The following is a 25762-nucleotide window of genomic DNA, read 5'->3' as shown; positions in this document are numbered from 1 at the left end:
ACACCCATCCCGAGGACAACGGAGCCGCCGCCATGACCCGCTTCCTGCTCGCCGCATTGCTCGCCGCTTCCTGCGGAATCGCCGCCGCCCAGACCGTCACCGTCAGCAAGGACACCGGCGAAACCGAAACCATGCAGACCACTGCGGCCGAGACCACTCCGGATGCGACCGTACCGGCCCGGACGGAAGAACCGGCCCGCACCTGTCTGCGCAGCACCGGTTCGCGCATCGTTGCCAGCCGCAATGTCCGCGCCGAGAAAGACCGCAAGCCGCAGGGCTGCGCCGTCGCCGCGGGTCGCGTCTACACCGCCGAAGATCTCGACCGCAGCGGCCACATCAATCTCGCCGATGCCCTGCGCAGCCTCGACACGTCGATCCGCTGACGCGCATTCGCACCGTTCCCCAAGCCCGGCCTCGCGCCGGGCTTTTTCGTGGGCGCGCGCATGCGCGCCAGACGCGACGCCTCAGCCGAACAGATCGCCGCTGCCGCCTGCCGGCAACGCGCCTTCGAGTCGCAGCAGCGCTTCCTTGATCGGCAGGCCGCCGCCGAACCCGGTGAGGCTGCCGTCGGCGCCGATCACGCGATGGCAGGGCAGCACGATCGGCAGCGGGTTGCGGCCGTTGGCCGCGCCGACCGCGCGCATCGCATCGGGTTTGTCGATCGCGCGCGCGAGTGCGCCGTAACTCCAGGTCGCGCCGAACGGAATCGTCGCCAGCGCGTTCCAGACCCGCAATTGGAATTCGGTGCCGCGCGGCGCCAGCGGCAGGTCGAAATCGCGTCGTGTGCCGTCGAAATATTCGCTCAGTTGTCGCGATGTCATTGCGAGGATCTCCGCCGCCATGCCTTCCGCGCCGGGCACCCAGCCGGCGCGATCCACCGGATGCCGGTTGCTCGGGAATTCGATGTGGCGCAGGCCCTCGGCATCGGCGGCCAGCACCAGCGTGCCGATCGGCGTGTCGAGCGTGTCCATGTAAAGGATGTCCATGTGCTGCATGCTCATGCGGCGTCGTTCACGGCGATGGGGCTCACGGCGAGGTCCGCGGGAAGATGCCACAGATGCAGTACCGCGTACGCGCGCCACGGCCGCCACGCCTGCGAGCGCGCTTCGGTCGCGCGTTCGCTCAGCCGCGTCGCGCCCTGCGCCACGCCCAGTCGCTGCTGCAGCACCAGATCGCCGGCCGGGAAGGCGTCGGGCATCGCCATGCCGCGCATCGCGATGTACTGCGCCGTCCACGGGCCGATGCCCGGCAACGCGACCGCGCGTTCGACGAAATCCTCCAGCCGCTGCCCGCCCGCGAACGACAGCCGGCCTTCGGCGACCGCGGCGGACACCGTGCGGATCGTCGCCGCCCGCGTCTTCGGCAGGCCGATCTCTTCCAGCGTCGCGTCGCGCAGCGTGTCGGGCGACGGAAACGCGCGATCCAGTCCGTTCGGCGCATCGGCCGGCATGCGCAATGGCGTTCCCCAGCGTTCGACGATGCGCCGCGCGAACGTGGTCGCGCCGGCCACGCTGATCTGCTGGCCCAGCACCGCACGCACCGCGAGTTCGAAACCATCCCAGCCGCAGGGCACGCGCAGGCCGGGATGGCGGTCCAGCGCGCGCGCGAGCAGCGGATCCTGCGCCAGCGTGGCGTGGATCGCGCGCGGATCCGCATCGAGATCGAACATCCGGCGCACGCGCCGCACGACATCCGGGATCATGTGTGGCGCGACGCCGCCGATCTCCAGCGACAGTTCCGGTCTGTCGTCGATCGCGCGCACGCGGATCCAGCCGGCGCTGCCGTCCGCATTGGCAATCGCGCGCTCGTAGCGATCCGCACCGACATGCTCGATGCCCGGGATCGCACGCTTCGCGATGAACGCCCGCAGCAGCGGGAAATCCAGCGGCGGCCGATACCCCAACCGCAACCGCAGCGTGCCCAGTGGCATCGCGTCGGCGGACTTCGATCGACGGATCGCGCCCGGCGCCATTCCGCAGCCCTCGCGGAACGCCGCGTTGAAACGGCGGATGCTGTTGTAACCCGCCGCGAGCGCGACATCGGTCACCGGCAGCGCGGTTTCGGTGAGCAGCTGTTTCGCCAGCAGCAGGCGTCGCGTCGCGTGCACCGCATGCGGCGTCGCGCCCACCTGGGCGACGAACACGCGCTGCAGCTGCCGCGCGCTCAAGCCCACGCGCGCCGCCAGCGCATCCACGCTGTCGTCCTGCAGCGCGCCTTCCGCGATCATCGCCAGCGCGCGCCGCACGCTGTCCTCGCGCACCTGCGCGAAGGCCTCCGGCGACAGCTCCGGCCGGCAGCGCAGGCACGGCCGATACCCCGCCGCCGTCGCCGACGCCGCATTGGGATGGAAGCCGATGTTCTCCCGCTTCGGCGCCGGCGCCGGGCACACCGGCCGGCAATAGATCCCGGTGCTGCGCACCGCGATGAAGAACACCCCGTCGAACCGGTGATCCTTCGCCGCCATGGCGCGAAGGCAGACCTCGCGCGGCGGCAGGGCGTGGTGGTGGTCGGGGGCGGTGGTCATGGGGGGCATCGTAGACCACCCGCGCGGGGGTGGCTGGCCGTTTTCGGACACGGCTGCCATGACCGGAATGGTTTCGTAGGGCGGGCCCTGGGCCCGCCGAAATCGGAGCGGGCGAAACTTGGGATGCGGCGATGGCGAAGGACCTGCGGGTCGCGTACGCGATGGTGGCGAGGCAGTGTGTGTTGATGCTGTCATTTCGGACAGGTTGCACGGTGTTGAGTTTTTTTGCGACGGTGGTGTTGTAAATCAGGGCAATGCATTTGCTGCGCAGATTGGTGGTTTTTGCAGTTTTCTTGTTTTCTTTGGGATTTTTCGTGATTGGCGGTTTATGGGGGCGGTATAGGTGTCATGCCATGGTTTTTCGGTCTGCCATAGTTAGACATATTAGTTATTACCAATCATGAATTCTCATAAGGAGATTTATGCTTTCTCGAAAAATGTTATTTATTAGTCACTCGTCCGCAGACTCTGAAATAGTTGAAGCTCTCATAAATTTCCTTGAAAAATCATTCAAAGGAGAAAATAGGCCTGATATTCGATGCACATCAGTTGAAGGCTACAAGCTATCGCTGGGTGATACGCCAAAGGCCAAGCTTCCTTCTGAGATTAACTCGTCGCTAGTGATTTGTCTGCTTACACCTAGAAGTTTGCAAAGCCCTTGGGTGCTATTCGAGCTGGGTGCAGCATGGGGCCTTTCGAGTCGCGTTGTCCCTCTTCTGTATGAGGTTAAACACGATCAACTCCCAGCTGCGCTAAGCGGAGATATAGCTGGCTACTTGGGTTCTCGTGGAGATATCCTGAGTCTTGTTGACCAAATCAGCTCGGCTACCGGCTGGGAAAAAGAGGCCGCAAGTCGAATCGACAGCGCGCTCAATGTCTTTATGAGGGTTGTGGATGGGGCAGACTCAACGCCTGCTGAGCGGCTATTTCAAAGACGCCAACTTCAGAAAGAACTTCCTTTCGATGAAATTTACCGAAGAGTAAAAAAAGAGATTTTTGTCTGGGGCTGGTCAGGCGTAAATGCCAACAACCAGAGAACTCGCAATATGATTAGTCAACTAACCAGCTCCGGCAAAAAAGTTAATTTTTTGGTTCTGAGCCCATCAAAGGCGAAAGCCGCTTCAAAACACTTGGCTCTTGGGCCTGTCTGTTCATGGACCGAAGATGGTGTTGGAACTGATATCGCTGCGGGAATGAGATTTCTTGTTGAGCTAAGGGAGTCTTTGCCAAGCTCTGGACGATTCAATTTTGAGTGCCGTGAAACCTCGTGGCTGATGACTTGGAGTGGTATTGCAATTGATCCAAAGGATAATTACGGGTTGCTGCAAATCGAGAGCTACCTCTATTGTTTCGCCGATCACGTCGGGACTAGTAATCATCTAGATTACCGTCCTAACTTGCTACTAACTCGTTCATCATTACACTACGAGCCGTTTTGGTATTCGCTAGAAAGAATGTGGAGTGAAGCCTCTCCTTTCCATGCAAACGAGGCCTAAAGATTCGTGTTTAGATTTCCCGCGCGCGTACCGTTATTCGATTATTTGAAGGCGCGTTTTTGACATCCTCCTAGAGTTAAGGCCGTAAGGTGCATTCGTAGGGTGCATAAGCGAAGCGTCATGCACCAGCTTCGGTTTGCGGAGACGGTTGATCATCATGGCGCATGACGTCTTCGGCTTATGCGCCCTACGCCAGCCGGAATCGAAGCAAGAGCTCGGGCCTGAAGGCCCTCCTACGAGAGCGAGGGCCGCTCCATGGCGGGCCGCGGTGCGCAACGGCTTTCACGAATTGATGCAAGAGTTCGTTGTTGCAGGGCTTAAGATCTGATCAGGTACTGCCTCCAGGAGCCTCGAATGCATCCCATCGCCTTCCTGCCTGTCGTCGGCGTAGCCCTGTATCTGCTGCTGCGCCTGTTGCTCCGCAAGCGAGGCAAGAAAGCGAAAGCAGAAGTCTTCAGCCACGAAGACGAACTGATTCGTCTCTGTCATGGGGACAAGGAAAAGGCCGATCGCCTGATCGGGTTGGAGCGCAAGCGAGCGCCGAGCGTTTCGCGTGCCGAGGCGGCAAGAAGGGCGTCTGATTCGATTCGGCGGGACATGAACTAGGGCCGCACTCGGGGTTCCGGAGAGTCATGCAGCCGTTCTGCCAGGTGCGCGCTTTGTGCTTGCCTGGGACAACGAGGCTTCAGCCGGCGATCTTCAATCTCGCGTGTACATCGTGGATTTCACGATAGCTGGGAATGCGCGGTGGTCGCTGCATGTTGATATGGGCGGCGCGCATGAGCGCAGCACACCGCCGTGGAGAGACCATGCCAATCCCGGTTCCGAGACCGGGGCACACGAGCGTTTCAATTGCGATATCCTTCGCCTGCATGCGTGAGATTTCCAGCAGTATCGCGCGGAAAGCGTGATATGGATTAAGCGTGTGCGCGATGTTTTCCGGAATTCGCATGGTCGGTGCCGCGATCAGCCAGGGCCAGGAGACATGGCCTGTACGGACGGAAATTGCTGCGCCGACCGGAAGCTCGCCGTGGTGTTGGTCGACAATCGCTTTCTGCACGGCGGTTTCGACGTGGAAGCCGAGTTCATTTCGAATGGCGAGGTCGAGACCGCCGTCCATGATGCCGAAACTGTTTGCAGGACTGACCATGGCATCCGCAGGCAGGGAAAAGAAATCTCCCTGCACGATATGCACGCCTTCGATATCACGAAACGCTTCCCTCCAGGCATGGACGAGTGGTTCCGACAAATCGATCAGGGTGAGACGTTTGAGCATGTGCGATGCATGGAGCGGATTATTTGCAGGTTCGTCATCATAACGTCGCGCATTCCGTATTGGACTATTGCGGCGTGCGCAAGCGGTGGTCGAGGCAAAAAGCTCGGGCCTGAAGTCCCTTCTACGAGAGCGGGTTCGCTCGCCGACCCGCATGAAGTTCAAGGGGCGCTGCGGTCGTTGTCCCGGGTCCGCGCAATGCGCGGACCCGGGCTACGGAACTTACCCGGGCGACGAAGCATCCACCGCCAAGCCTTCGAGCAATCGCCGCAATGCCCGCGCGTGCAGTGCGCGGAATTCCTTGGCATCGCAGTTGAACCTTCCGGCGCGATAGAGCGCGATGAGACCATGCGAGTGCGCCCACAGCGTCAGCGCGACTTCCCAGGGGTCGTCCTGTTTCAGCGCGCCGGTGGTTTGGGCGTCGGCCACCGCGTCGGCGACTTCGTTGAGGGTGGGCGAGCGGCGGGCGCGGAAGTCGTCGGGGTAGCGGCGGGCGTCGTCGCGGCGGGTGGAGAAGGCGTGGTCGAAGAGGTGCGGGTAGGCGAGGGCGTAGTCGAGGTAGATCTCCTGCAGCGCGACGATGCGGGTCATCACGTCGGGGCCGGTGTTGCGGGCGTGCCAGTGGTGGGCGATCTCCTGGAAGCTGTCGTCGCAGATCCGTTTCAGCAGGGCGTCGCGGTTGGGGAAGTGGCGGTAGATCGCCATCGGCGTGATGCCGACTTCCTGCGCGATGCGGCGCATGGTCATGGCCGCCGCGCCCTCGCGTTCGAACACGACGCGGGCGGCGTGGAGGATGCGGTCGGCGGTGGCGGGCTGCGTCATGTGTACAGCGTACACAATTCGCAGGCGGCCGCCACGAAATCAAGCACTTGCGATGACGCTGACCATCGAAGCCGGCGCTTCTGCTGGTGGGGGCGGGAAACGCGGCGCGATAATTTCCGGATCGCCACCCGCGCCGCGCGCAAGGACCTCCGCCATGACTCCGTCGATCCCGTTCGGTTCCAACCGCCACGATCCGTCCCGCACGATCCGCGCCCCGCGCGGCGCGGAGAAGACCTGCAAGTCGTGGCTGACCGAAGCCGCGTACCGGATGATCCAGAACAACCTCGACGCCGAGGTCGCGGAGCGCCCGGAAGATCTGGTGGTCTACGGCGGCATCGGCCGCGCCGCGCGCGACTGGGCCTGCTACGACGCCATTCTCGAATCGCTGCGCAACCTCGAAGACCACGAAACCCTGCTGATCCAGTCGGGCAAGCCGGTCGGTGTCTTCCCCACGCATCCGGACGCGCCGCGCGTGCTGATCGCCAACTCCAATCTCGTGCCGCACTGGGCGACGTGGGAACACTTCCACGAACTGGATAAGAAGGGCCTGATGATGTACGGCCAGATGACCGCCGGCAGCTGGATCTACATCGGCAGCCAGGGCATCGTGCAGGGCACCTACGAAACCTTCGTCGAAATGGGGCGCCAGCATTACGACGGCGACCTCACCGGCAAGTGGATCCTCACCGCCGGCCTCGGTGGCATGGGCGGCGCGCAGCCGCTGGCCGCGTCGCTCGCCGGCGCGTGTTCGCTGAACATCGAATGCCAGCAGTCGCGCATCGACATGCGCCTGCGCACGCGCTACGTCGACGAACAGGCGACCGACCTCGACGACGCCCTCGCGCGGATCGAGACATACTGCGCGGCCGGCGAAGCAAAATCGATCGCGCTGCTCGGCAACGCCGCCGAAATCCTGCCCGAGCTCGTGCGCCGCGGCGTGCGTCCGGACGCGGTGACCGACCAGACCTCCGCCCACGATCCGCTGCACGGCTACCTGCCCGCGGGCTGGACGCTGGAGCAGTGGTTCGACAAGCAGAAGACCGCGCCGGAGGAAGTCGTCGAAGCTGCCAAGCACTCGATGCGCATCCACGTCGAGGCCATGCTGCATTTCGAAGACATGGGTATCCCCACCTTCGATTACGGCAACAACATCCGGCAGATGGCGTTCGAGGTCGGCTGCAGGGACGCCTTCGATTTCCCCGGCTTCGTCCCGGCGTACGTGCGTCCGCTGTTCTGCCGCGGCGTCGGCCCGTTCCGCTGGGTCGCGCTCAGCGGCGATCCCGAAGACATCGCGAAGACCGACGCCAAGGTCAAGGAACTCATCCCCGACGACGCGCACCTGCATCGCTGGCTCGACATGGCGAAGGAACGCATCAGCTTCCAGGGCCTGCCGGCGCGCATCTGCTGGGTCGGCCTCGGCCTGCGCCACAAGCTCGGCCTCGCCTTCAACGAAATGGTGCGCAATGGCGAACTCAAGGCGCCGATCGTGATCGGTCGCGATCACCTCGACAGCGGCAGCGTCGCTTCGCCCAACCGCGAAACCGAAGCGATGCAGGACGGCAGCGATGCGGTCAGCGACTGGCCGCTGCTCAACGCGATGTTGAACGTCGCCGGCGGCGCGACCTGGGTCAGCCTGCACCACGGCGGCGGCGTCGGCATGGGTTTCTCCCAGCACAGCGGCGTGGTCATCGTCTGCGACGGTTCGGCCGAAGCCGACAAGCGCATCGCCCGCGTGCTCTGGAACGACCCGGGCACCGGCGTCATGCGCCACGCGGATGCGGGATATGAAATCGCGAAGGCGTGCGCGAAGGAACAGGGGCTGAAGTTGCCGATGCTTTGAGTCGGTTGGGCCGTTGGCCCAGCGTTTTTCGAGATGTGGAAGGGTCGATGACCCGGTCTCACGTCTGGCGCGGTTGATGTCGTGCGCCGCGGGGTGGAGAGCGAAGCGGGTTCCGACATCTGTCGCTTGTGTATTTTGTATCGGTAGATTCAACTCGGGTGCCAGGCACCGAAGAGAGTGATTTCATGCTTCAAATCGTCAATCTCATCATCGGAATATCTCTGGCGTTCTCGCAGGCGCCCCTTTCGCGGCAGGAGTTCGAAGCCCGGCACAACGAACTTGGCGAGCCGGCGAGGTTTTTCATCGAAAGCTGCATTGCCCATACCGTCATGGCAGACGATCTCGCGGTCAGTCTCGACGGCGACAAGAGATACCTCCGATACGACGAAAAAGTTTCGAGACCGTTTCTCCGTGGATTGCCGGGGATGGCCTGGGGAAGACAAGGCTTGGACAGCCGTTATGCGATCGCATTGACCGAGTCCGGAGTTTGCACGCTGCACGCGCAGAATTCGGATCGCGAAACATCGATGAAGGAACTCAAGGCGTTGATCGATCTGCTGTATCCAGGCAACGATGCAAAGCCCGTGACGGATGAGCGCGCTGTTCCGAACAACGAATTCGTCGCTTCCGAGGGGTGGGCTGTATACGACGCCCGATCGAACCGCACCTATTGGTTTACCGTGATCGTTCCGAAGAAGGATGGCGCCAATTTCGGTGCGGCCTACACTGTGCTGGTGACCCGATAGCCGTGCTCTTGCTGGGTGGGTCTTGCGCCCGCAATGCGGGTTCAGACAATACGGATCGAAGAAGTCATGGAAGTCGATGAACGCCTGATCGCTGAACTCGAATCAATACTGACCACGGATTTTTCCGATCCCGTGATCCGGGAGGCACGACACGACGGTGTCTACGCGGCGCTGGCAGCGCTCGACGCGCATCTGAATGAGATCAAGGTCCGTGCCAACGGGTACCCGCAGGCGCCGATCGACGGCGCGGTCTGGTTCGCCGGTCGGCGAATGATCGATCTCACCGGGCGACTGACCCTGCATTTCCGTGCCGCCGGTTGGCTGCGGAAGGAATTCCTCGCCAGTTGGCTGTGGGGCAAGGCGACGCTGGCGGTCTGCGCGCATTGCCACCACATGGTCGGTCCCGCGATGTTGGCCTGCGCCGATTGCCACGAACGTCTCGGCGAGCCGGTCGAAGCCATCGACCGATATGAAGCGGTGATCGACGATTTCATGTGGCTGCTCGATGAGTGGGAGCCGGAAACCACCGCTCCGGTCGGCGACGATCGGGTCGCGATCGAATGCCTCCAATGCGCGGTGGAGCGCCTCCTTGTGTTGGATTCGGCCCGATCGGACGCGGAGGCCATGCGCATCGTGCTTACGCGCATCGATCGGCTGTTCGCCCTTCCGGTGACGCATCCCGGGTAAGGCCAAAGGCCGCCCCAGGAAATCCGGACGACATGCAGCACGCCACTCGGATGCGCTTCACTTGCTCGGGTTACGGGTTTGCGGGAAGAGCGCGGGAAACCTGTCGCGCCTTGACCAGCCTTCGGCTGTTGAAAGCCCGCGCTCTTACAGGGGGCATGCCCGCTTCTCTGGATATTCGGTGGGCTCATGCATACTGCAGGCGCCGCCATCCTTCGGAATACGAACTGCATGATCGATCCCCGCACGCTGCGACTGTCCGACCTGCACGGCGTCGCGCGCCTCGGGGTCGATGCGACGGCGGGTATGACCGATCTGGTGGAGGCGATGCATGCCGCGATCGCGCGTCCCGATCTGGGTCTCCGCGGTGCGGCATCGGTGCGCACCACCGGGATCACCAGGCTCGTGTATCGGAGCATCCGCGGCGTGACCGGATGGACCGGTGCCGGGCTCGATGCGGTGCTCGCCCGGCGGGGCGTCGAACACGAACGCACCTCCGCGGAGCGAGAGGCGGTGATCGCGGCGCTCAACGGTGTGCTGGGCGATCATCTCGCGGCCACCGCCAATCCTCTGGCCATCCCCATGCGCCTGCACCATGCGGGCAGACCGCTGGTGCTGCGCAGCGAGGCGCTGTCGCGGGCCATCCCGGATGCCGGCCCCAGGCTGCTCGTGCTCGTGCATGGCCTGTGCATGAACGATCTGCAGTGGGAGTACGGGGGCCACGATCACGGCGCGATGCTCGCCGAAGCGCTGGGCTATACGCCGCTGTACCTGCACTACAACACCGGGCTTCCGATTGCGGAAAACGGCCGCGATTTCGCCGATCTGATGGAAACGCTGCGGACGCAATGGCCGACGCCGATCGACGAGATCGCGATCATCGGCCACAGCATGGGGGGACTGCTCGCGCGCAGCGCCTGCCAGTATGCCGCGGACGCCGACCATCCCTGGCTGGCATCGCTGCGCGATCTGGTCTGCATGGGCTCGCCGCATCACGGCGCGCCGCTGGAGCGCGGCGGTCGCTGGATCGATCTCGTCCTCGGCGCGACGCCGTTCGCATCGCCGCTGGCGCGCGTGGGCAAACTCCGCAGCGCCGGCATCACCGATCTGCGCCACGGCGCCACGCGTCCGCCGCGCAGTCGTCGTCGCGTCGCGCCGTTGCCGCGCGGCGTGCGCTGCTACGCCATGGCCGCGACCACCGGCCTTCGACGCGGCGATCTCAAGGATCGCTGGATCGGCGATGGCCTGGTGCCGGTCGAAAGCGCGCTCGGCCATCACCCCGACCCCGAGCGGGCCATCGGTTTCGCGAAGCGCCGGCAATGGATCGGTTACGGGATGCACCATCTGGACCTGCTCGGGCATCCGGATGTCGCTGATCGGTTGCTGTGTTGGTTGACGCCGCGGGAGTGATCCTGTTGCAATGCTTGCGCATCGAATTTGGTGCGAGGCCACTTGCGATGCTACGGTGCGCGTGGGCGCGGAGTCGCCTTCGCGCCCGGCGTTTCCGGTACCGGTAGCGCCCATTCATTACAAGGAGATCGTCATGCGCAAAGCGACATTGGTTGTGGGTGGTGCTCTGGTGCTCCTCGCGATCGCGACGGGTTTCGCATGGGCCCGCGCGCCGGAAGAGTCGGGCGGGCCCATCTGCGGAGTCTGGGAGCCACTCGCCGGCGGAACAACGTATCGTCGACTGTGCATCGAAGGTTCGCTGTACTGGTACGAGTACCGCTGACCCGTGCCCGCCGACCGCATGCATCATGCGGTCGGCGCCTGTCACGATAGAGGAGCGCCGCAAACGGTGATCGCATGTGCAGCGCGCACGATGAACCGCAGCAGCCGAAGCGATGGCCGCGCACTTGATCTTCCCGCGTTGGCCTCTGTGTCCGGGCAATCGCGCCCGGCGTCGACATGGAGAGTGGTCATGGCCCTGCGCAAAGTGAAGTCGCGTCTCGATTTCGTTCTTCAGATCACCAATTACTTCAACGGCCACTGGGAAGATCCCGAATGGGGGCGCCGTCCAGCCAATCAGGTGTTGATCGCGCTGGCGATCCGCGATCTCGCCAGCGGCGTCGGCGATGCGGCGCTGCAGAAGCAGATCCTGGACGCGGCCGACAAGGCCATCGCGAAGAATGCGGCGGCGGTGAAGTAATCCGTTCGAGATCGCGGGCCATTCCCGGCGATGCCAGTCGCCGGTGTGGTTCCCGCGACATTGCCGCAAGGTCGGCGCAGGCCGCGCCGGGTTTCGAATGCACCTTGCTGCGACGCGTCGGGCATGCAGCGCCGATGGCCCACGGCTATGCTGCGGTCTCCGTCGGCCTCTGATGTCCGCATGCGCGCTCCCGCTGTTCCACCGTCGCCGGTGCGATTGATCGTTCTCGTCGCGCTGGCGATGCTGGCCTTCGCCGGCAATTCGCTGTTGTGCCGGCTGGCGCTGCGCGATACCGCGATCGATGCGGCGAGTTTCACGACGCTGCGGCTGGTCTCGGGTGCGCTGGCGCTCTGGCTGATCGTGCGTCTTCGAGGTCGTGCGGCTGCGGGCGGCGATTGGCGATCGGCCTTCGCACTGTTCGTCTATGCCGCTGGATTTTCGTTCGCCTACCTCGCGCTGGAGGCCGGCACCGGCGCATTGCTCCTGTTCGGTGCCGTGCAGACGACGATGATTGGCCACGGCTTGGTGCGCGGCGAAGGTCTGCGCGGCCCGCAGTGGCTCGGTCTCGCGCTGGCGATGGGCGGTCTGGTCGGCCTGCTGCTGCCGGGCGTGTCGACGCCCCCGCCGGCTGGCGCCGCGCTGATGCTGTGCGCGGGCGCGGCTTGGGGCGTCTATTCGTTGCGCGGCCGCGGCGCCGGCGATCCCACCGCGGTCACCGCCGGCAATTTCCTGCGTGCGGTGCCGTTCGCGCTGGCGCTCAGCGCGCTGTGTGTCGCGCGCGCCTCGATGGATGCCGTCGGGGTCGCGTATGCGCTGGCGTCCGGCATGCTGACCTCGGGGATCGGTTATGCGATCTGGTATGCGGCGCTGCCGTCGCTGCGCGCGGCCAGCGCGGCCACGATCCAGCTGAGCGTCCCGGCGCTGGCGGCCTTCGGCGGCGCGCTGCTGCTCGGCGAGACGCCGGGCCTCCGGCTGCTGCTCGCAAGTGGTGCGATCCTCGGCGGGATCGCGATGGTGATCCTGCCCGGCGCGCGGACCGCGCAGCGCAGCCGCTGAGCCGTTGCGGCGCTTGCATCCGCTGGCGCGGGTTCGCCGTATCCCCCCTGTCGCGGCCGGGCGCCCCTTCACCGTCTCCTTGACCCTGGCGATCGCCCGGTCCAGTCTGCGACCCGATCCACGCGTTTTTCGGAGGTCCCATGTGGTTCAAGCGCTTCTGCATCACCCTGCCGGTGTTCTTCGCCATCGACATGCTGTGGTTGGGCGTGCTCGCGCGCGGGTTCTATCGCGAGCAGATCGGCAGCCTGCTCAAGGCCGACGTGAACTGGATGGCGGCGATCCTGTTCTATCTGATCTTCATCGGCGGTCTGGTGTATTTCGTCATCGCGCCGGCGCTGGAAAAGCGTTCGCTGCGCCATGCCGCGATCGCGGGCGCGGCGTTCGGATTCGTCACCTACGCCACCTTCGATCTGACCAGTCTGGCCATGATCCGCGATTGGCCGGTGTTGGTGACGGTGGTCGACATGGCTTGGGGCACGGTGCTGTCGGCGTCGGTGTCGATCGTGTCGTTCTCCATCGCCCGCAGACTCGGAGTTTGACGCGATGAATTTTGCCGGCCTTTCCGAAGCCTGGGTGCCGTGGTCGGCGATGCTGCTGATGGCGATCGCGGTGTGGGCATTGAGCGTCCGCCTGCGCGACGTGAGCATCGTCGACAGCCTGTGGTCGATCTTCTTCATCGTCTTCACCGCGCTGTTCGCGTGGCGGATGCGCAGCGATGCGGTCGCGTCGTACGCGCTGATCGCGCTGGTCGTGCTGTGGGGCGTACGGTTGTCGGCGTACATCACGATACGCAACCACGGCAACGGCGAGGACCGGCGCTATCAGGCCATCCGCGCGCGAAACCAGCCGAATTTCGAGTTCAAGAGCCTGTATCTGGTCTTCATCCTGCAGGCGGTGCTGGCGGCGGTGATCGTGCTGCCGGTCGTGCCGATCCTCAACGAGGCGCAGGCCGCGAATGCAGTGACCTACACCGGTTTCGCGATCGCCGTCTTCGGCGCGCTGTTCGAGACCGTGGCCGATGCGCAGATGGCGCGATTCAAACGGGATCGGGCCAAGGCCTCATCGGCCGCACAGGACACGGTCATGGATCGCGGCCTGTGGCGCTACAGCCGGCATCCGAACTATTTCGGCGAAGCCACGTTCTGGTGGGGCCTCTGGCTCGCGTCGGCCAGCATGGGCGGCGCATGGACGGTGTTTTCGCCGCTGCTGATGACCTGGCTGTTGACCCGCGTCTCCGGCGTGCCGCTGCTGGAAGCCGATCTGCGCCAGCGCAGCCAGGCCTATCGCGATTACCTGGAAAAGACGCCCCGATTCTTTCCGGGGCGTCCGAAGCGCTGACATCATCGATTTCCGTAGCCCGGGTAGAGGCCGCAGGCCGAAACCCGGGGCTTTTCTCGGCGTCTTTACCGCATTCGGATCGATATAAACGGACAAGCCCATCCGGGCACATCCCTTTTCGTCAGATCGAGAGCCCCGGGTTTCGGCCTGCGGCCTCTACCCGGGCTACGGGTTGCGGCGGGCGAGGGGTTTTCCGATGCCGGATCGAGTGATCGTCCGATGCCTTTCGCGACGCGATCTGCCGATGCTTCGATCATGGTCAACTATCGACGCAATCGAATGCCCGGAGGCACCTATTTCTTCACGGTCACGCTCGCGAACCGTTCGTCCTCATTGTTGACCGATCATGTCGATCTGCTCGGGCGCGCCATGCGTGAGGTGCGGACGCGACATCCGTTCGAAACGGTGGCGATCGTCGTATTGCCGGATCATTTGCATGCGATCTGGCGTTTGCCGAAAGCCGATGCGGCGTATTCGATGCGCTGGCGGATGATCAAGGCGCTGTTCACACGACAACTCGTGGATGCAGGCGTCTGGATACCGCAACGCACCAAGGGCGAGCGACGTGTCTGGGCGCGGCGTTTCTGGGAGCACACGATCCGGGATGAATCCGACATGCGGCATCACGTCGACTACATCCATTTCAACCCGGTCAAGCATGGTTGGGTGGAACGGGCGATCGATTGGCCGTATTCATCATTGCACCGCCGGGTCGGGGAAGGCATTGCAGGAGCGGTGGCTCCTGCAATGCGGGACGCTGCACATCAAGGCTCAACGCCGCGCTGAAGCCGCGTTGGAGTTGGTGACGGTTCCGTTCGTGGTGTTCTTGATCCAGTAGTAGTACGTCGTTCCCGTGGCGGCGGTGGTGTCGCTGAAGCTGCGGATGGCGGCGCCGATGGTGCCGATGCGCGTGCGGCCGCTGGGGTCGGCGTCGGTGTCGCGATACACCTCCTGCGCCGCGGTGGTGAGGTTCGAGGTGGTCCAGGTCAGACCGATGTCGGTGCCGGTGGCGCGGGCCGTGAGGTCGATCGACGCGGCGACGCCGGTGCACTGCGGCGCGGTGGTGGCCAGGTTGGTTCTCGCGCCCGCGGTGGCGAACACGACGCATTTCACCTGTGCGGCCGCAGCGATGCCCAGGGTGTAGGGCAGGGCTTCCGGGTACGCGCGCGTGGTCTGCCAGTTGGTGGCGTTGACGGTGCCGCTGCTGCCGGAGGTCCAGGTGATGCCGGCGCCGACATAGTTGCTGCGCAGGTCCCAGTAGCCGATCTGCGAACTGTCGCGCGAGGTGACCGGGTTGGCGACGTTCTCGAAGTAGTTCGCTTCGATCAGCGAGACACCGCCCATGCGCACGTTGATGCCGGACGTGGACACATTGCCGAAGTAGTTGTTCGCCATGTGGCTCAGGCCGAAGCGCTGCAGCGGCAGTCGCGACTGCACGTTCTCGAAGCGGTTGCGGTAATAGGTGGTGCGCGCGCTGTTGTGTTCGGTCGCGCTGTCGCTGTGGCCGTTGAGCGAGACCTTCTGGTAGTTGTAGATATGGTTGTACGACACGGTCACGCGGTTGGCGCCGCGCTTGATGTCGATGCCGCCGTCGAAACTGGCGTCGCCGGCGCCCGGGCAACTGGTGAGCGAGGCGAAGATGGTGTTGTGGTCGATCCAGATCCGCGAGGGGATGCGTCCGGTGCCGCGACCTTCGACGGTGATCGAGTCGGCGCCTTCGCCGCCCGGCAGCAGGCCGATCGTCATGTTGCGCACGATCACGTTCTGCGAGTTGCCGACGATGAAGATCCCGAAGTTGGCGGACGAGCCGTTGGCGCCGAGGATCGTGATGTCGCTCTTGTCCTTGATCTCGACCACGTTCGCCGGCTTCTGCCACTGCGCGCAGACGTCGGTGATGCTGGCGAAGTTGAAGGTGCCGGTGTAGTTGAGTACCAGGCCGCCGCTGCCGCTGTAAGCGGCGATCGCGGTGCGCATCTGTTCGGGCGTGCTCACGTTCACCGGCGTGCGGCTGCCGCCGCCGGTGGCGCCTGCGGCATAGCCCATGGCCTGGGCGTGCACATCGGCGTTGAAGGCGAGCGCGAGCGAGAGCGAGGCGGCAGCGAGCGTGAACGCCCGGGCCGGCAATCTGCGACTGATGTTCATGGGAGTCCTTGTGGGATGGGTGGGTCCTGTTCCGCAGCCGCGTCCGACGTCGCTCCGGCGTTGTCCCCGCCGGCTGTCGTTGCGACGCGCCCATTCGATGGATGAATGTCACCGGTGTCAATTTGCGCTGCAGCATGGGCGCGGCGGCGACGCCTCAACCTGAGGATTGCCGAAAGCGATGACGGCATTTCCCCTTGGGTGGATTCTATTCCGATTTTAATCAATGATTTATTTGAATCCTTCGGTGCTCACGGGCACGCTCGGCCGCCGATGGAATGTGATCGGCATCGCTGCGAATACCGCGACCAAGGCATGAAAATGTCCGTGAAAACCGTCCGCAATCGATTTCCATGATGCGAATGAATGTCTCCAGGGACATTCATTGAATTCGGCCGCCATCCGCCGGGCCAGGCCGGGGCTTGGGCACCGGTCCGCGAACCGCCTGCTGCGCAAACGAACACGCCCGGCATGCGCCGGGCGTGTTCGCGGTCGAGGACGACGGGACTCAGGCGGTCATGGTCGGCGCCCGGCGCGTGTCCTGATCGGGCGTGGCCAATTGCGGGGCCTGTGCGTCGAGCGCGTTGTTGGCCGCGACCTGCACCGGCGTGGCGCGGGCTTCGTTCTCGCTCACCCGGGCGTGGGTGGGGCCTTGGACATCGGTGCGGCCGTCGAAGACGAACAGATTGCGATCCGGTTGGCCGTTGGCATCGTTCACCGGCTTGCCGATCTCGATGCTGGTGACGCCGGTCAGATTGGCGCGCGCCGCCGCAGCGTAGAGATTCGCGGCCAAGGCATCGCCTTCCAGGCCCTTGGCGTTCATCGCGGTGACCACCTGGCCATACATCGGGTCCTGGCGCATGCGATCGACGTTGGGGTCGGCTGCGTTGGGGGTCGCGTTCGCCAGCCGCGTTTCCGGCTGGCCGGGCGTCGGCGTCGGCGCGGCCTGACTGACCGAGGTGTCGGTGGAGACGACGCCGGGCGTGTTGATCTGCGGTGCCAGCGGGCCGGACGGCGCGAGGCCGTGCTGACCGCGCACCACGCGATCGCTCCATTCGAGATTGCCGCTGCGGTCGACCACGACCAGCTTGCCCTGGTTGAGGGCCTGCTCGACGAGATTGGCGAGCTGTTCCGGCGAGGCGTTGCGATTGGCGGCCCCGATCGAGCGACCGATCTCGTTGTTGTAGAGATCCATCGCTTCGCGGTTCGCGGGATTGTTCGGCCCGCCCTCGTGCGCGGTCGCGAACGCGCGCGTCCAGTTCTCGCCGTACTCCTTCGTCATCAACGCGTTCCAGTAGGCATGACGGAACGCGTCGCGATGACCGTCGTTGCCCTGCCATTCGCGTTCGCGGCCTTCGGGAATGTTCCCGGGCCGCGGATTGTCGGGGAAACGGCGCTCGCCTTCGGCGAAGGCGCGGTCCTTGATGTCGCTCATCCTGCTCAGCCCGACGAGACCGCGGTCGAAGGTCATCTGGTCGAGCAGTTCGCCTTCGGTCTTCGTCATGCGGACCGAACTGGTGAAGGGGATGTCGATCGCACCGAACGCGCGCGGGTGGTAATCGATCATCTGGTCGTTGGCGACCTGGTACTGGGTGCGGATGTTGTTCAGATCGGGCCGGGGATCTGCCATGGGAGGCTCCTTGTGCAGCCGTGCGTCAGTGCGTAGTGCTTATCGACGGGCCCAGCGATGGGAAGCGAGCTTCCCGTCCTGGTACTGGATTTCGTAGAACTCTTCATCGATGCCGTAGGCGGCGACGCCGAGCTCGTAGACATCGGTCGCGGTGTCGGCATCGGTGGAGTCGGGCTCGCCGAGAAGACGGATCACGTCGTCGCGCGACATGCCCGCATGCAGGGCCTTCTCCAGGGGGGCGACCATCCGGCCGCGCGTATTGTCCTTGGCGGAGGCGCCGCGCTGGGATTTCCAGGCGCTCGAATCGAAGTCGGAAGTGTTTTGCATTGCGCAGGCCGATAGGGAAACGGTGAGGGACAGCGCGAGCAGCACTGTCAGGGATGGTCTGGAAAACGGAATGGCGCGGAGTGCGCGGCCAAGGGGCGCTCGGACGGGCGGTGCCGGCGAGGCGTGTGCCGCGTGGGCGAGGGTGCCATCGGAGGGAATGGGCACGACCAACTCCTTTGGATCGAGGGAGGCGTCGGGCCGGAGCCCATGCGTGCGGCGAACGTAGCACAGCACGCGATCCGCTGGATGAACCGGCGAGGCTACAGCCGGTTCACGCGGAATTTCCGGCCCTTGATCTTGCCCGCGCGCAGACGTGCGAGTGCGTGTTCGGCCTGGGCCCTGGCGATGGCGACGTAGGCGCGGGTGGCGAATACATCGATCTTGCCGATCGCATCCGCCTTCAGGCCCGCGTCGCCGGTGAGCGCGCCGACGATGTCGCCCGGACGCAGTTTGTCGCTGCGGCCGGCATCGATGCGCAGGGTCGCCATCGCCGCGGCCGGTACGTTCGCGGGTTTGCCCGACAGCGGTTGCAACCGTTCCCAGCGCAGCGGCTTGCCCTGGCGCGCTTCGATCAGGGCCGCGCGCGGCAGTTCGCGCGGCGTGCACAGGCTGAGCGCGAGTCCCGCGCGGCCGGCGCGGCCGGTGCGTCCGATACGATGCAGATAGGTGTCGGCATCGGTGGGCAGTTCGTAATTCACGACCGCGCCGAGATCCTCGACGTCGAGGCCGCGCGCGGCGACGTCGCTGGCGACCAGCACGGTGCAACTGCGGTTCGCGAACCGCAGCAGCACTTCGTCGCGATCGCGTTGTTCCATGTCGCCGTGCAGCGCCAGCGCGGAAAAGCCGTAGTGCGCCAGCGAGCCGACGACTTCCTCGGTGTCCTTGCGCATGTTGCAGAACACCACGCAGGATTCCGGTCGATAGCGCAGCAGCAGCGCCGCCAGCAGCGGCGCGCGCCGCGCGGGTTCGATCTCGAAGAACAGTTGTTCGATCGTCGCCGGCTCGACGCCGCCGTCGACGGTGATTTCGACCGCATCGCGCAGCATCGCGGTGCCCAGCGCGCGGATCGCTTCGGGGAACGTGGCCGAGAACAGCAGACTCTGCCGGTCCTTCGGCGTGCGTTTGACGATGTCGCGGATCGCGTCCTCGAAGCCCATGTCGAGCATGCGGTCGGCTTCGTCCAGCACCAGGGTGCGCACGCCGGCCAGCGACAGCGCCTGCTGCTGCACGAGTTCGAGAATCCGGCCCGGGGTGCCGACGACGACATGCGGCGCGTGCGTCAGCGAGGCCAACTGCGGGCCCAGCGGGATGCCGCCGCAGAGGATCGAGATCTTCAGGTTGGCGATACCGGTGGCGAGTCTGCGCAACTGCTTGCCGACCTGGTCGGCGAGTTCGCGCGTGGGACACAGCACCAATGCCTGCGTGCGGCCTGCCGTGGCGTCCAGCCGATGCAGCAGGCCCAGCCCGAAGGCCGCGGTCTTGCCGCTGCCGGTCGGGGCCTGGGCGATCACGTCGCGGCCATCGAGCATCGCCGGCAGCGCACGCGCCTGGATCGGCGTCATCGCGGCGTAACCGAGGGCGTCGATGCCCTGCAGCAGCGCGGGCGAGAGCGGCAGCGAGGTGAAGGCCGTGGCGGCGACTGCGGGCGCCGCCGCAGACTCCGGCGCGGTGTCTGCCATGAGGTCCGGCGTGATGTCGGACTCGTTTTCCGGGGGCGATGCGATCATCCGGCCATCATCGCAGACGTGCGCGTCCCGGGCCATCGCCATGACGCACTGCGGCAAGGCTTGCCGCCGGTTTGCGCCGATAATGCCGCGCGCCCCGGCGAAGGCTGGCGGCACGGAAGCGTCGGGTGGGGGCTCGAAGCGACATGGCACGGACACATTGCGCCGGGATACTTGCGCGTCCATCGATCGCCTCAAGGAGAGAACATGAAACGCCCCGTCCTCGCGATATTCGTCGCCTGCCTGCTGATGTTCGCGGGCCAGGCCTCGGCGCAGGCCTATCTGCGCGTGGTGTCCTGGAACATGCTGCATGCCGGCTGGAGCGGCCAGCAGGACTGGAACGGCTACGCCCGCCAGATCTGGAACAACTACGGCAGCGCGGCCGGCGCCGCCAATGGCGTCGATCTCGTCTTCGGCCAGGAAGTGATGTACGCCGAATCCGCCGCCAGCGTCGCGTCGGCCCTGACCGCGGTCAGCGGCTTCACCTGGGACTATCGCGTCACCGAAGCCATCGGCCGCAGCAGCTACAAGGAACGCTATGCGGTGTTTTTCCGCACCGACCGCGTGCAACTGCTCTCGTCCACGGTGTGGACCGATACCGGCGACAAGTTCGAGCGCGAGCCGCAGATCGTGAAGGTGCGTCATATCCAGACCGGTGCCGATTACACCTTCATCAACTGGCATACCGTGTTCGGCACCACCGCCGAGCGCCAGGCCGAGATCCAGCAGATCGCGTCCGTGTTCAACGCGATCCAGAACGGCAGCAGCAGCGATCAGGATGTGATCCTGGTGGGCGATCACAACCGCGAAGCCACGTCGCCGTGGTGGACGACGTTGACCGCGGTGTCGCCGGCCGTCAGCTGGCGCGTCAACGAGCTGACCTCGATCAACGCCAGCTGCGCGTTCGCCAGCCGCTACGACCATTTCTGGATGCAGAACAACCACGTGACCGAATACTCGACGTCGGGTCGCGACTATATCGCCGACATGTGCGCGTTCCGCAACGGGCTGTCGGATCACGCGCCGATCTACATCTCGTTCTATTCGACCGCCGATACCGACTGATGTCGTTGGATCGTCCGCGACGATGACAGGCCGGCATCGTTCCGCGCTGTGGCTGGGCGCCTGCCTCGCGGTGGGCGCCCTCATCGTTTCCGGCCTCTGGTGGCGGGAGTCGCGGGAGCGCGCGTCTCCGGATCGATCCCGCGACGGCGCGATGCACGGCGATCGCCGCGATGGCGCTACGCAGGCCTTCGATTTCGGAACGCATCTGTTGCCCGATGCCGGCGTGTCCGCGGATGCGGATTCGGTGCGGATCGGGTTGGCGGTGGTGACGCCCGACGCGCGTGAGGCCTATCGGGCGTGGCTCCGCGGCGGCCGCGAAGGCGCCGGCCCGGAGCGACTCGAAGATCTCGCCACGGTCGTGCGCTGGATCGATGCGCCCGCGACGCGTGCCGCCGATGGCATCGTCGTCGTCGGTCCGGTCGCCTTGCCCGCGGCGGACCGCTACGTGCTGCAGGCGCATGCCGGCGATGGGCTGCGTTTCTACGAGGCTGCGTTCGCGCGCGACAGCGCGCCGGCCGAAGTCCGCGCGCGCGTCGCCGCGGGTCTGCGCGTACGCGCGCCGCGCGGCATCGCGGGCGCGGCGGTGTTGTTCCGTCGCGTCGACGGTGCCGATGGTGCCGCGTGGCAACCGCTGATGCGCCGCGAAGCGCCGACCCTGCTCGACGCCTACGACGAGCGCGCCCTGCCGGTACGCGCCGAAACCGCATTCGCGCCGTTGCCGCCCGGTCCGCTCGACGTGATCGCGGTGGTGAACGGCGTCGAGACCGAGCGTCGGCGGGTGACATTGTCCGCAGGACGTTACGCAGAACTCGATCTCGATGCGGAAGCCTCCGAACTCGGCGCCGCGCTCGCGACGACGCTGCGCCTGCGCCTGGTCGAGCGCGGCAGCGGCGCACCGGTGCGCGAAGCGACGGTGCTCTGGGCCTCGCCGCGCGGCGAGCGCGCGCTGCGGCCCGATACCCGCGGCGTGGTGCGCATCGAGGGCATCGATCCGCTGGAACCGCTGGCGCTGCAGGTGCTGTTCCCGGCGCCGAAATCGCCGTCCTTCTTGGTCGAAGCATTGCCGATCTGGCCCGAGCGCATCGCGCTCGCGCTCGATCTGCGCGATGCCGCGGTCGTCTCCGGCGCGATCGACAGGACCGTCGAACTGAAGCCTCTGCGCTGGCTGATCGTCGAGACTCCGGGTCTCGAAATTCCGCGCCGTCCGCGCATGAGCGATCCCTTTCCGGTGTTCGTGCTGCAGCGTCGCGAGGATGGCGTCTGGCGCGAATCGCAGGCCGATGTCTTCCACCCGGTGCCGGGCGGCATCGCCGTCTCGCTGGATCGCCCGGGCACCGTGCGAGTGTCGGCGCTGTTGTCGCCGTGGCAGGTGGCCGCCAGCGATGCGGTGGAAGCGAGCGAAGGGGTTGCGCGCCAGCGCACGCGGATCGCGACCGGCGGCGGGCGCACGGTCGGGTTGCGTCTGTCCACGGCCGGGCGACCGCTGGCGTTCGCACCGGTGCATGTGGTGTCGCCCCTGCGCGGCGTGCCGCCGAAAACGCTGACGACCGACGGCGACGGGCGTGTGGTGCTCGCGAACGTCACGGTCCCGGCGATCCGCGTCGAAGTGCCGGGCTTCGCCCAGACCGAAGTGCGCCTGGGCGCCGCGGAGATCGCGGTATCGCTGCGGCGCGAGGGCGATTGAACCGTGTCGCGTCGAGCGGTGTCGCGTCGCGGCATCGAGTCGGCCGCATCGCGATCGGCATCGCGGACAATCGCAATGTCGGCAATCGAACACGTCCCGGATGCGTAAGCGGCGGATTTCCCCTTATGCTTCGACCATGAGCATTGCCGATGCCGACAACCCGGATTTCGACGGGCATGCCTTCGACGATGGCGGATGGGATGATCGCGGCCTGGACGATGCCGACCTGCGCAATCCGTTCTGGTCCGCGCTGCGCAGTCGGCACGCCGGCATCGCGCAGGTCGTGGGCGAGGTCGCGCGCTATCCCGCCGATCATGCGCCGTTCCTCGGCGTGGCCCACGCAGGCGTCGCGGTCGCGGATGCGTTCGAGGCGCTGATCGCGCCGGGCGAAAGCGTCTATCTGCTCGGTGTGGCGCCGCAGGCACCCGAAGGCTGGACGCTCGAATGGCTCGGCGATCTCGCGCAGATGATGTGCACCGTGCCGCTGCCGGTGGCGGACGGGCCGGACGTCTCCCCGCTGGGCGACGCGGATCGCGACGCCGTACTCGCGCTCACCGCGCTGGTGTATCCGCATTATTTCCGCGCACGCACGATGTCGATGGGCCGCTACTTCGGTATCCATCGCGACGGCCGGCTCGCGGCGATGGCGGGCGAACGTCTCGGCACCGATCGTTTCCAGGAAGTCAGTGCGATCTGCACCCATCCGGAGTTCAACGGACTGGGTTACGCCAGACGCATCACCGCGCTGCTGACCAACGACATCCTCGCCGCCGGCCGCATCCCTTACCTGCATGTCAGTCAGGCCAACACGCGCGCGAAAACGATGTACGAACGCATGGGCTATCGCCTGCGCCGCACGATTCCGTTCTGGTCGTTGCGGCGGACCTGACGCGCCGCAGCGACGAAATTTTCGACCAACCGCATTTCGAAACAACCAGGGAGACGCATCGATGGGCGCATGGGGCACGGGCATTTTCGACAACGACACCGCCTGCGATTGGGCATATGAACTGGAAGGCCAGCGCGATCTGGGCGTGATCGAACGCACGCTGGACACGGTGCTGGAGAACGGCGAAGCGTATCTCGATGCCGGCGAGGGCGAGGAAGCGCTCGCCGCGGCCGAAGCGCTCGCGCGGCTGCAGGGGCATTGGGGCGTGCGCAACAGTTATACCGAGCGGATGGATGCCTGGGTCGAGGCCGCGGGGCTGACGCCGCCGGTGGCGCTGGTGGGCAAGGCGCATGCGGCCATCGACCGCATTCTCGCCGCGGATTCCGAGCTGGCGGAACTCTGGGCCGACTCGGACGAGTTCGACGCATGGAAGGCCGCGGTGGCGGAACTGCGCGGCAGGCTGCGCGCGGACTGAGTCGCGTTATTCCAGCTCGCGATGGTACGTCGCGACCTCGCGCCAGCCGTGGTCGCGGGCGTGCGCGGCGAAGGTTTCGGCCAGATACACCGAGCGGTGCTTGCCGCCGGTGCAGCCGAAGGCGACGGTGATGTAACTGCGGGTATCCGCCTGGATTCGGGGCATCCAGGTATCGAGGAACGACGAGACCTGGGCGACGTATTCGCCCACTTCAGGCTGCGCATCGAGGTATTCGCGCACTTCGCGGTCGCGGCCCGACAGCGGGCGCAGGCGCGCGTCCCAGTGCGGGTTGGGCAGGCAGCGGGCGTCGAACACGAAATCGGCGTCGCTGGGCACGCCGCGGCGATAGGCGAAGGATTCGAACAGCAGCGACACCGGGCGTTCCGAGGTCAGGTCCAGTTCGGCGATCACGCGACGCCGCATCTGGTGCACGTTGGTGTCGCTGGTGTCGATCAGGATGTCCGCCATCGCCCGCAGCGGCTTGAGCATGCGCCGTTCCAGCGCGATCGCTTCGTTCAGCGTCAGCCCGAGATGGCTGAGCGGATGCCGGCGGCGGGTTTCCGCGTAGCGCTTGAGCAGCACGCCGTCGCTGGCGTCGAAGAACACCAGCTTCGGGTCCATCCCCAGCGCACCCGCCTGCGACAGCAGGGTCGGCAGGTTCGACAGATCGGTGTTGCGGCTGCGCACATCGATGCCGACCGCGAGTTTCGGCGGCAGATCGCTCTTGCCGATGGCGCCGCGCACGAACTCCGGCAGCAGCTCCGCGGGGAGGTTGTCGACGCAGTAGAAATCCAGGTCTTCGAAGGTGTGCAGGGCGATCGACTTGCCGCTGCCGGACATGCCGCTGACGACGATCAGCCGCGGACTGGGCGCGGCGCCCTCGCGCTCTGCGCTCATGCCGCGCGCCTCATTCCGCGCGCTCCAGGAAGTGCGAGTGGCGGGCCATGAACGCCGCCGCCGGGTCCACGCCCTTGATCCGCAGGATGTGCGCGCGCGCCGCGGCTTCGGTCAGCACCGCCAGGTTGCGGCCGGCCATCACCGGCAGGGTGATCATCGGCACGTCGAGATCGAGCAGCCGGCGCGAGCCGAGGTCGCCGATAAGCCGTTCCATGCCCGAGGTTTGCGGCTCGACCTGCGGCTTTTTCAGATGCACGATCAGCCGCAGATATTTGTTCCGCTTCACCGCCGTGTCGCCGAACATCTGGCGCACGTTGAGGATGCCGAGGCCGCGCACTTCCAGCAGGTCCTGCAGCAGGTCGGGGCACGCACCGTCGAGCACGTCGGGCGCGATCTGGGTGAATTCGGGCGCGTCGTCGGCGACCAGCCGATGACCGCGGGTGACCAGTTCCAACGCCAGCTCGCTCTTGCCGGCGCCGGATTCGCCGGTGATCAGCACGCCGATGGAATAGATCTCCATGAACACGCCGTGCACGGTCAGCCGCGGCGCGAGCTTGCGCGCGAGGTGGTATTGCAGATGATTGAACAATTCGTGCCCACGCCGCGGCGAACACCACAGCGGCGTGTCCGATTCTTCGGCGGCGGCGCGCAGGTCTTCCGGGCAGGGCTGGCTCTTGCTGATCACCATCGCCAGCGGGCGGAACTGGATGATCTTTTCGATGGTTTCCCAGCGCTGGCGCGCGTCGAGCGCGTCCAGCCAAGCCAGCTCCTCGGTGCCGAGGATCTGGACCTTGTTCGGATAGATGATGTTGAGATAGCCGGCCAGCGACGGCCGGCGGGCGACCGTCTCCACCGCTTCGAGCACGCGGTGTTCGCCGCGTTGGCCGGCCATCCAGCGCAGTCCGAGACGTTCTTCCTGCTGATCGAACAGGTCGCGGGCGCTGATGCTGGCATTCATGAAGGTGGGTCGCGAAGGGGAGTGTCGGGCCCGACGTCGCGCCGTT

At 65.6% G+C, this 25762-nt stretch carries 26 protein-coding genes and 1 pseudogene; 17 read left to right on the top strand and 10 right to left on the bottom strand.

What is annotated here, in order from left to right:
• Positions 1-32: 32 nt before the first annotated feature.
• Positions 33-383 (top strand): hypothetical protein, encoded by a 351-nt coding sequence (locus ABD974_RS08700; RefSeq protein WP_345302920.1) that lies wholly within the window; start codon positions 33-35, stop codon positions 381-383.
• 81 nt (positions 384-464) lie between these two features.
• On the opposite strand, the gene ABD974_RS08695 is transcribed toward ABD974_RS08700, so the two are convergent.
• Positions 465-986 carry a methylated-DNA--[protein]-cysteine S-methyltransferase gene (locus ABD974_RS08695; RefSeq protein ID WP_345303016.1) on the bottom strand — a complete coding sequence of 174 codons (522 nt, stop codon included), beginning with the start codon at positions 984-986 and terminating at the stop codon, positions 465-467.
• An 11-nt stretch (positions 987-997) separates the two neighbouring features.
• Entirely contained in the window at positions 998-2524 is a 1527-nt protein-coding gene (locus ABD974_RS08690) for an AlkA N-terminal domain-containing protein (protein WP_345302919.1), read from the bottom strand.
• Between the two features lie 422 nt (positions 2525-2946).
• On the opposite strand from ABD974_RS08690, the gene ABD974_RS08685 reads away from it, so the two are divergent.
• A complete protein-coding gene (locus ABD974_RS08685) occupies positions 2947-4020 on the top strand; it encodes a toll/interleukin-1 receptor domain-containing protein (RefSeq protein WP_345302918.1) in 1074 nt (357 codons plus the stop codon).
• A 354-nt stretch (positions 4021-4374) separates the two neighbouring features.
• Entirely contained in the window at positions 4375-4626 is a 252-nt protein-coding gene (locus ABD974_RS08680) for a hypothetical protein (protein WP_345302917.1), read from the top strand.
• A gap of 79 nt (positions 4627-4705) precedes the next feature.
• On the opposite strand, the gene ABD974_RS08675 is transcribed toward ABD974_RS08680, so the two are convergent.
• Together ABD974_RS08675 and ABD974_RS08670 are read right to left on the bottom strand one after the other, a co-directional pair.
• Positions 4706-5296 carry a macro domain-containing protein gene (locus ABD974_RS08675; RefSeq protein ID WP_345302916.1) on the bottom strand — a complete coding sequence of 197 codons (591 nt, stop codon included), beginning with the start codon at positions 5294-5296 and terminating at the stop codon, positions 4706-4708.
• A 219-nt stretch (positions 5297-5515) separates the two neighbouring features.
• A complete protein-coding gene (locus ABD974_RS08670; protein ID WP_345302915.1) occupies positions 5516-6115 on the bottom strand; it encodes a TetR/AcrR family transcriptional regulator in 600 nt (199 codons plus the stop codon).
• A gap of 154 nt (positions 6116-6269) precedes the next feature.
• Here ABD974_RS08670 and hutU point away from each other — a divergent pair, with 154 nt between their 5' ends.
• The 10 genes from hutU to ABD974_RS08620 all read left to right on the top strand — a co-directional run bounded on the left by hutU (position 6270) and on the right by ABD974_RS08620 (position 14714).
• Positions 6270-7955, top strand: coding sequence for a urocanate hydratase (gene hutU, locus ABD974_RS08665; RefSeq protein ID WP_345302914.1), 1686 nt, complete (start codon positions 6270-6272; stop codon positions 7953-7955).
• Positions 7956-8140: 185 nt separating this feature from the next.
• Positions 8141-8701: an NMCC_0638 family (lipo)protein gene (locus ABD974_RS08660; protein ID WP_345302913.1), complete on the top strand. Its 561-nt coding sequence runs from the start codon at positions 8141-8143 to the stop codon at positions 8699-8701.
• 66 nt (positions 8702-8767) lie between these two features.
• Positions 8768-9388: a hypothetical protein gene (locus ABD974_RS08655; RefSeq protein ID WP_345302912.1), complete on the top strand. Its 621-nt coding sequence runs from the start codon at positions 8768-8770 to the stop codon at positions 9386-9388.
• A 228-nt stretch (positions 9389-9616) separates the two neighbouring features.
• Entirely contained in the window at positions 9617-10795 is a 1179-nt protein-coding gene (locus ABD974_RS08650; protein WP_345302911.1) for an esterase/lipase family protein, read from the top strand.
• Positions 10796-10928: 133 nt separating this feature from the next.
• Complete coding sequence (locus tag ABD974_RS08645; RefSeq protein WP_345302910.1) at positions 10929-11117, top strand: hypothetical protein; 189 nt, start codon at positions 10929-10931, stop codon at positions 11115-11117.
• Between the two features lie 189 nt (positions 11118-11306).
• The gene (locus ABD974_RS08640) at positions 11307-11534 is read left to right on the top strand and encodes a hypothetical protein (RefSeq protein WP_345302909.1); all 228 of its coding nucleotides are present in this window, start codon (positions 11307-11309) and stop codon (positions 11532-11534) included.
• A gap of 180 nt (positions 11535-11714) precedes the next feature.
• Entirely contained in the window at positions 11715-12590 is an 876-nt protein-coding gene (locus ABD974_RS08635; protein ID WP_345302908.1) for a DMT family transporter, read from the top strand.
• Positions 12591-12730: 140 nt separating this feature from the next.
• Positions 12731-13129: a DUF2177 family protein gene (locus tag ABD974_RS08630; RefSeq protein ID WP_345302907.1), complete on the top strand. Its 399-nt coding sequence runs from the start codon at positions 12731-12733 to the stop codon at positions 13127-13129.
• Between the two features lie 4 nt (positions 13130-13133).
• Positions 13134-13928: a DUF1295 domain-containing protein gene (locus tag ABD974_RS08625; protein ID WP_345302906.1), complete on the top strand. Its 795-nt coding sequence runs from the start codon at positions 13134-13136 to the stop codon at positions 13926-13928.
• A 219-nt stretch (positions 13929-14147) separates the two neighbouring features.
• Positions 14148-14714 (top strand): REP-associated tyrosine transposase, encoded by a 567-nt coding sequence (locus tag ABD974_RS08620; protein ID WP_345302905.1) that lies wholly within the window; start codon positions 14148-14150, stop codon positions 14712-14714.
• A gap of 279 nt (positions 14715-14993) precedes the next feature.
• On the opposite strand, the pseudogene ABD974_RS08615 reads toward ABD974_RS08620, so the two are convergent.
• The 4 genes and pseudogenes from ABD974_RS08615 to dbpA all read right to left on the bottom strand — a co-directional run.
• Positions 14994-16070: pseudogene (locus ABD974_RS08615) on the bottom strand (pectate lyase family protein); the annotation flags it as partial.
• A gap of 505 nt (positions 16071-16575) precedes the next feature.
• Complete coding sequence (locus tag ABD974_RS08610) at positions 16576-17697, bottom strand: DUF6973 domain-containing protein (RefSeq protein WP_345302904.1); 1122 nt, start codon at positions 17695-17697, stop codon at positions 16576-16578.
• A 39-nt stretch (positions 17698-17736) separates the two neighbouring features.
• The gene (locus ABD974_RS08605) at positions 17737-18189 is read right to left on the bottom strand and encodes a hypothetical protein (RefSeq protein ID WP_345302903.1); all 453 of its coding nucleotides are present in this window, start codon (positions 18187-18189) and stop codon (positions 17737-17739) included.
• Between the two features lie 95 nt (positions 18190-18284).
• Positions 18285-19703, bottom strand: coding sequence for an ATP-dependent RNA helicase DbpA (gene dbpA / locus ABD974_RS08600; RefSeq protein WP_345303015.1), 1419 nt, complete (start codon positions 19701-19703; stop codon positions 18285-18287).
• Between the two features lie 252 nt (positions 19704-19955).
• On the opposite strand from dbpA, the gene ABD974_RS08595 reads away from it, so the two are divergent.
• The 4 genes from ABD974_RS08595 (at position 19956) to ABD974_RS08580 (ending at position 23861) form a co-directional block, all read left to right on the top strand.
• Positions 19956-20813: an endonuclease/exonuclease/phosphatase family protein gene (locus ABD974_RS08595; protein ID WP_345302902.1), complete on the top strand. Its 858-nt coding sequence runs from the start codon at positions 19956-19958 to the stop codon at positions 20811-20813.
• Positions 20814-20835: 22 nt separating this feature from the next.
• Positions 20836-22497: a hypothetical protein gene (locus ABD974_RS08590; RefSeq protein WP_345302901.1), complete on the top strand. Its 1662-nt coding sequence runs from the start codon at positions 20836-20838 to the stop codon at positions 22495-22497.
• A 136-nt stretch (positions 22498-22633) separates the two neighbouring features.
• Positions 22634-23386, top strand: coding sequence for a GNAT family N-acetyltransferase (locus tag ABD974_RS08585; protein ID WP_345302900.1), 753 nt, complete (start codon positions 22634-22636; stop codon positions 23384-23386).
• Positions 23387-23447: 61 nt separating this feature from the next.
• Positions 23448-23861 (top strand): DUF4259 domain-containing protein, encoded by a 414-nt coding sequence (locus tag ABD974_RS08580; RefSeq protein ID WP_345302899.1) that lies wholly within the window; start codon positions 23448-23450, stop codon positions 23859-23861.
• A gap of 6 nt (positions 23862-23867) precedes the next feature.
• Here ABD974_RS08580 and rapZ read toward each other — a convergent pair whose 3' ends face one another.
• Together rapZ and hprK are read right to left on the bottom strand one after the other, a co-directional pair.
• Positions 23868-24758: an RNase adapter RapZ gene (gene rapZ / locus ABD974_RS08575; RefSeq protein ID WP_345302898.1), complete on the bottom strand. Its 891-nt coding sequence runs from the start codon at positions 24756-24758 to the stop codon at positions 23868-23870.
• Between the two features lie 10 nt (positions 24759-24768).
• Entirely contained in the window at positions 24769-25716 is a 948-nt protein-coding gene (gene hprK / locus ABD974_RS08570) for an HPr(Ser) kinase/phosphatase (RefSeq protein ID WP_345302897.1), read from the bottom strand.
• Between the last annotated feature and the right edge of the window lie 46 nt (positions 25717-25762).

Source organism: Lysobacter hankyongensis (genome assembly GCF_039543145.1).
GTDB classification, from domain to species: Bacteria; Pseudomonadota; Gammaproteobacteria; order Xanthomonadales; family Xanthomonadaceae; genus Lysobacter_I; species Lysobacter_I hankyongensis.
Note: the sequence above shows the minus strand (reverse complement) of the source record. Positions and strands in the feature narration are given on the sequence as shown.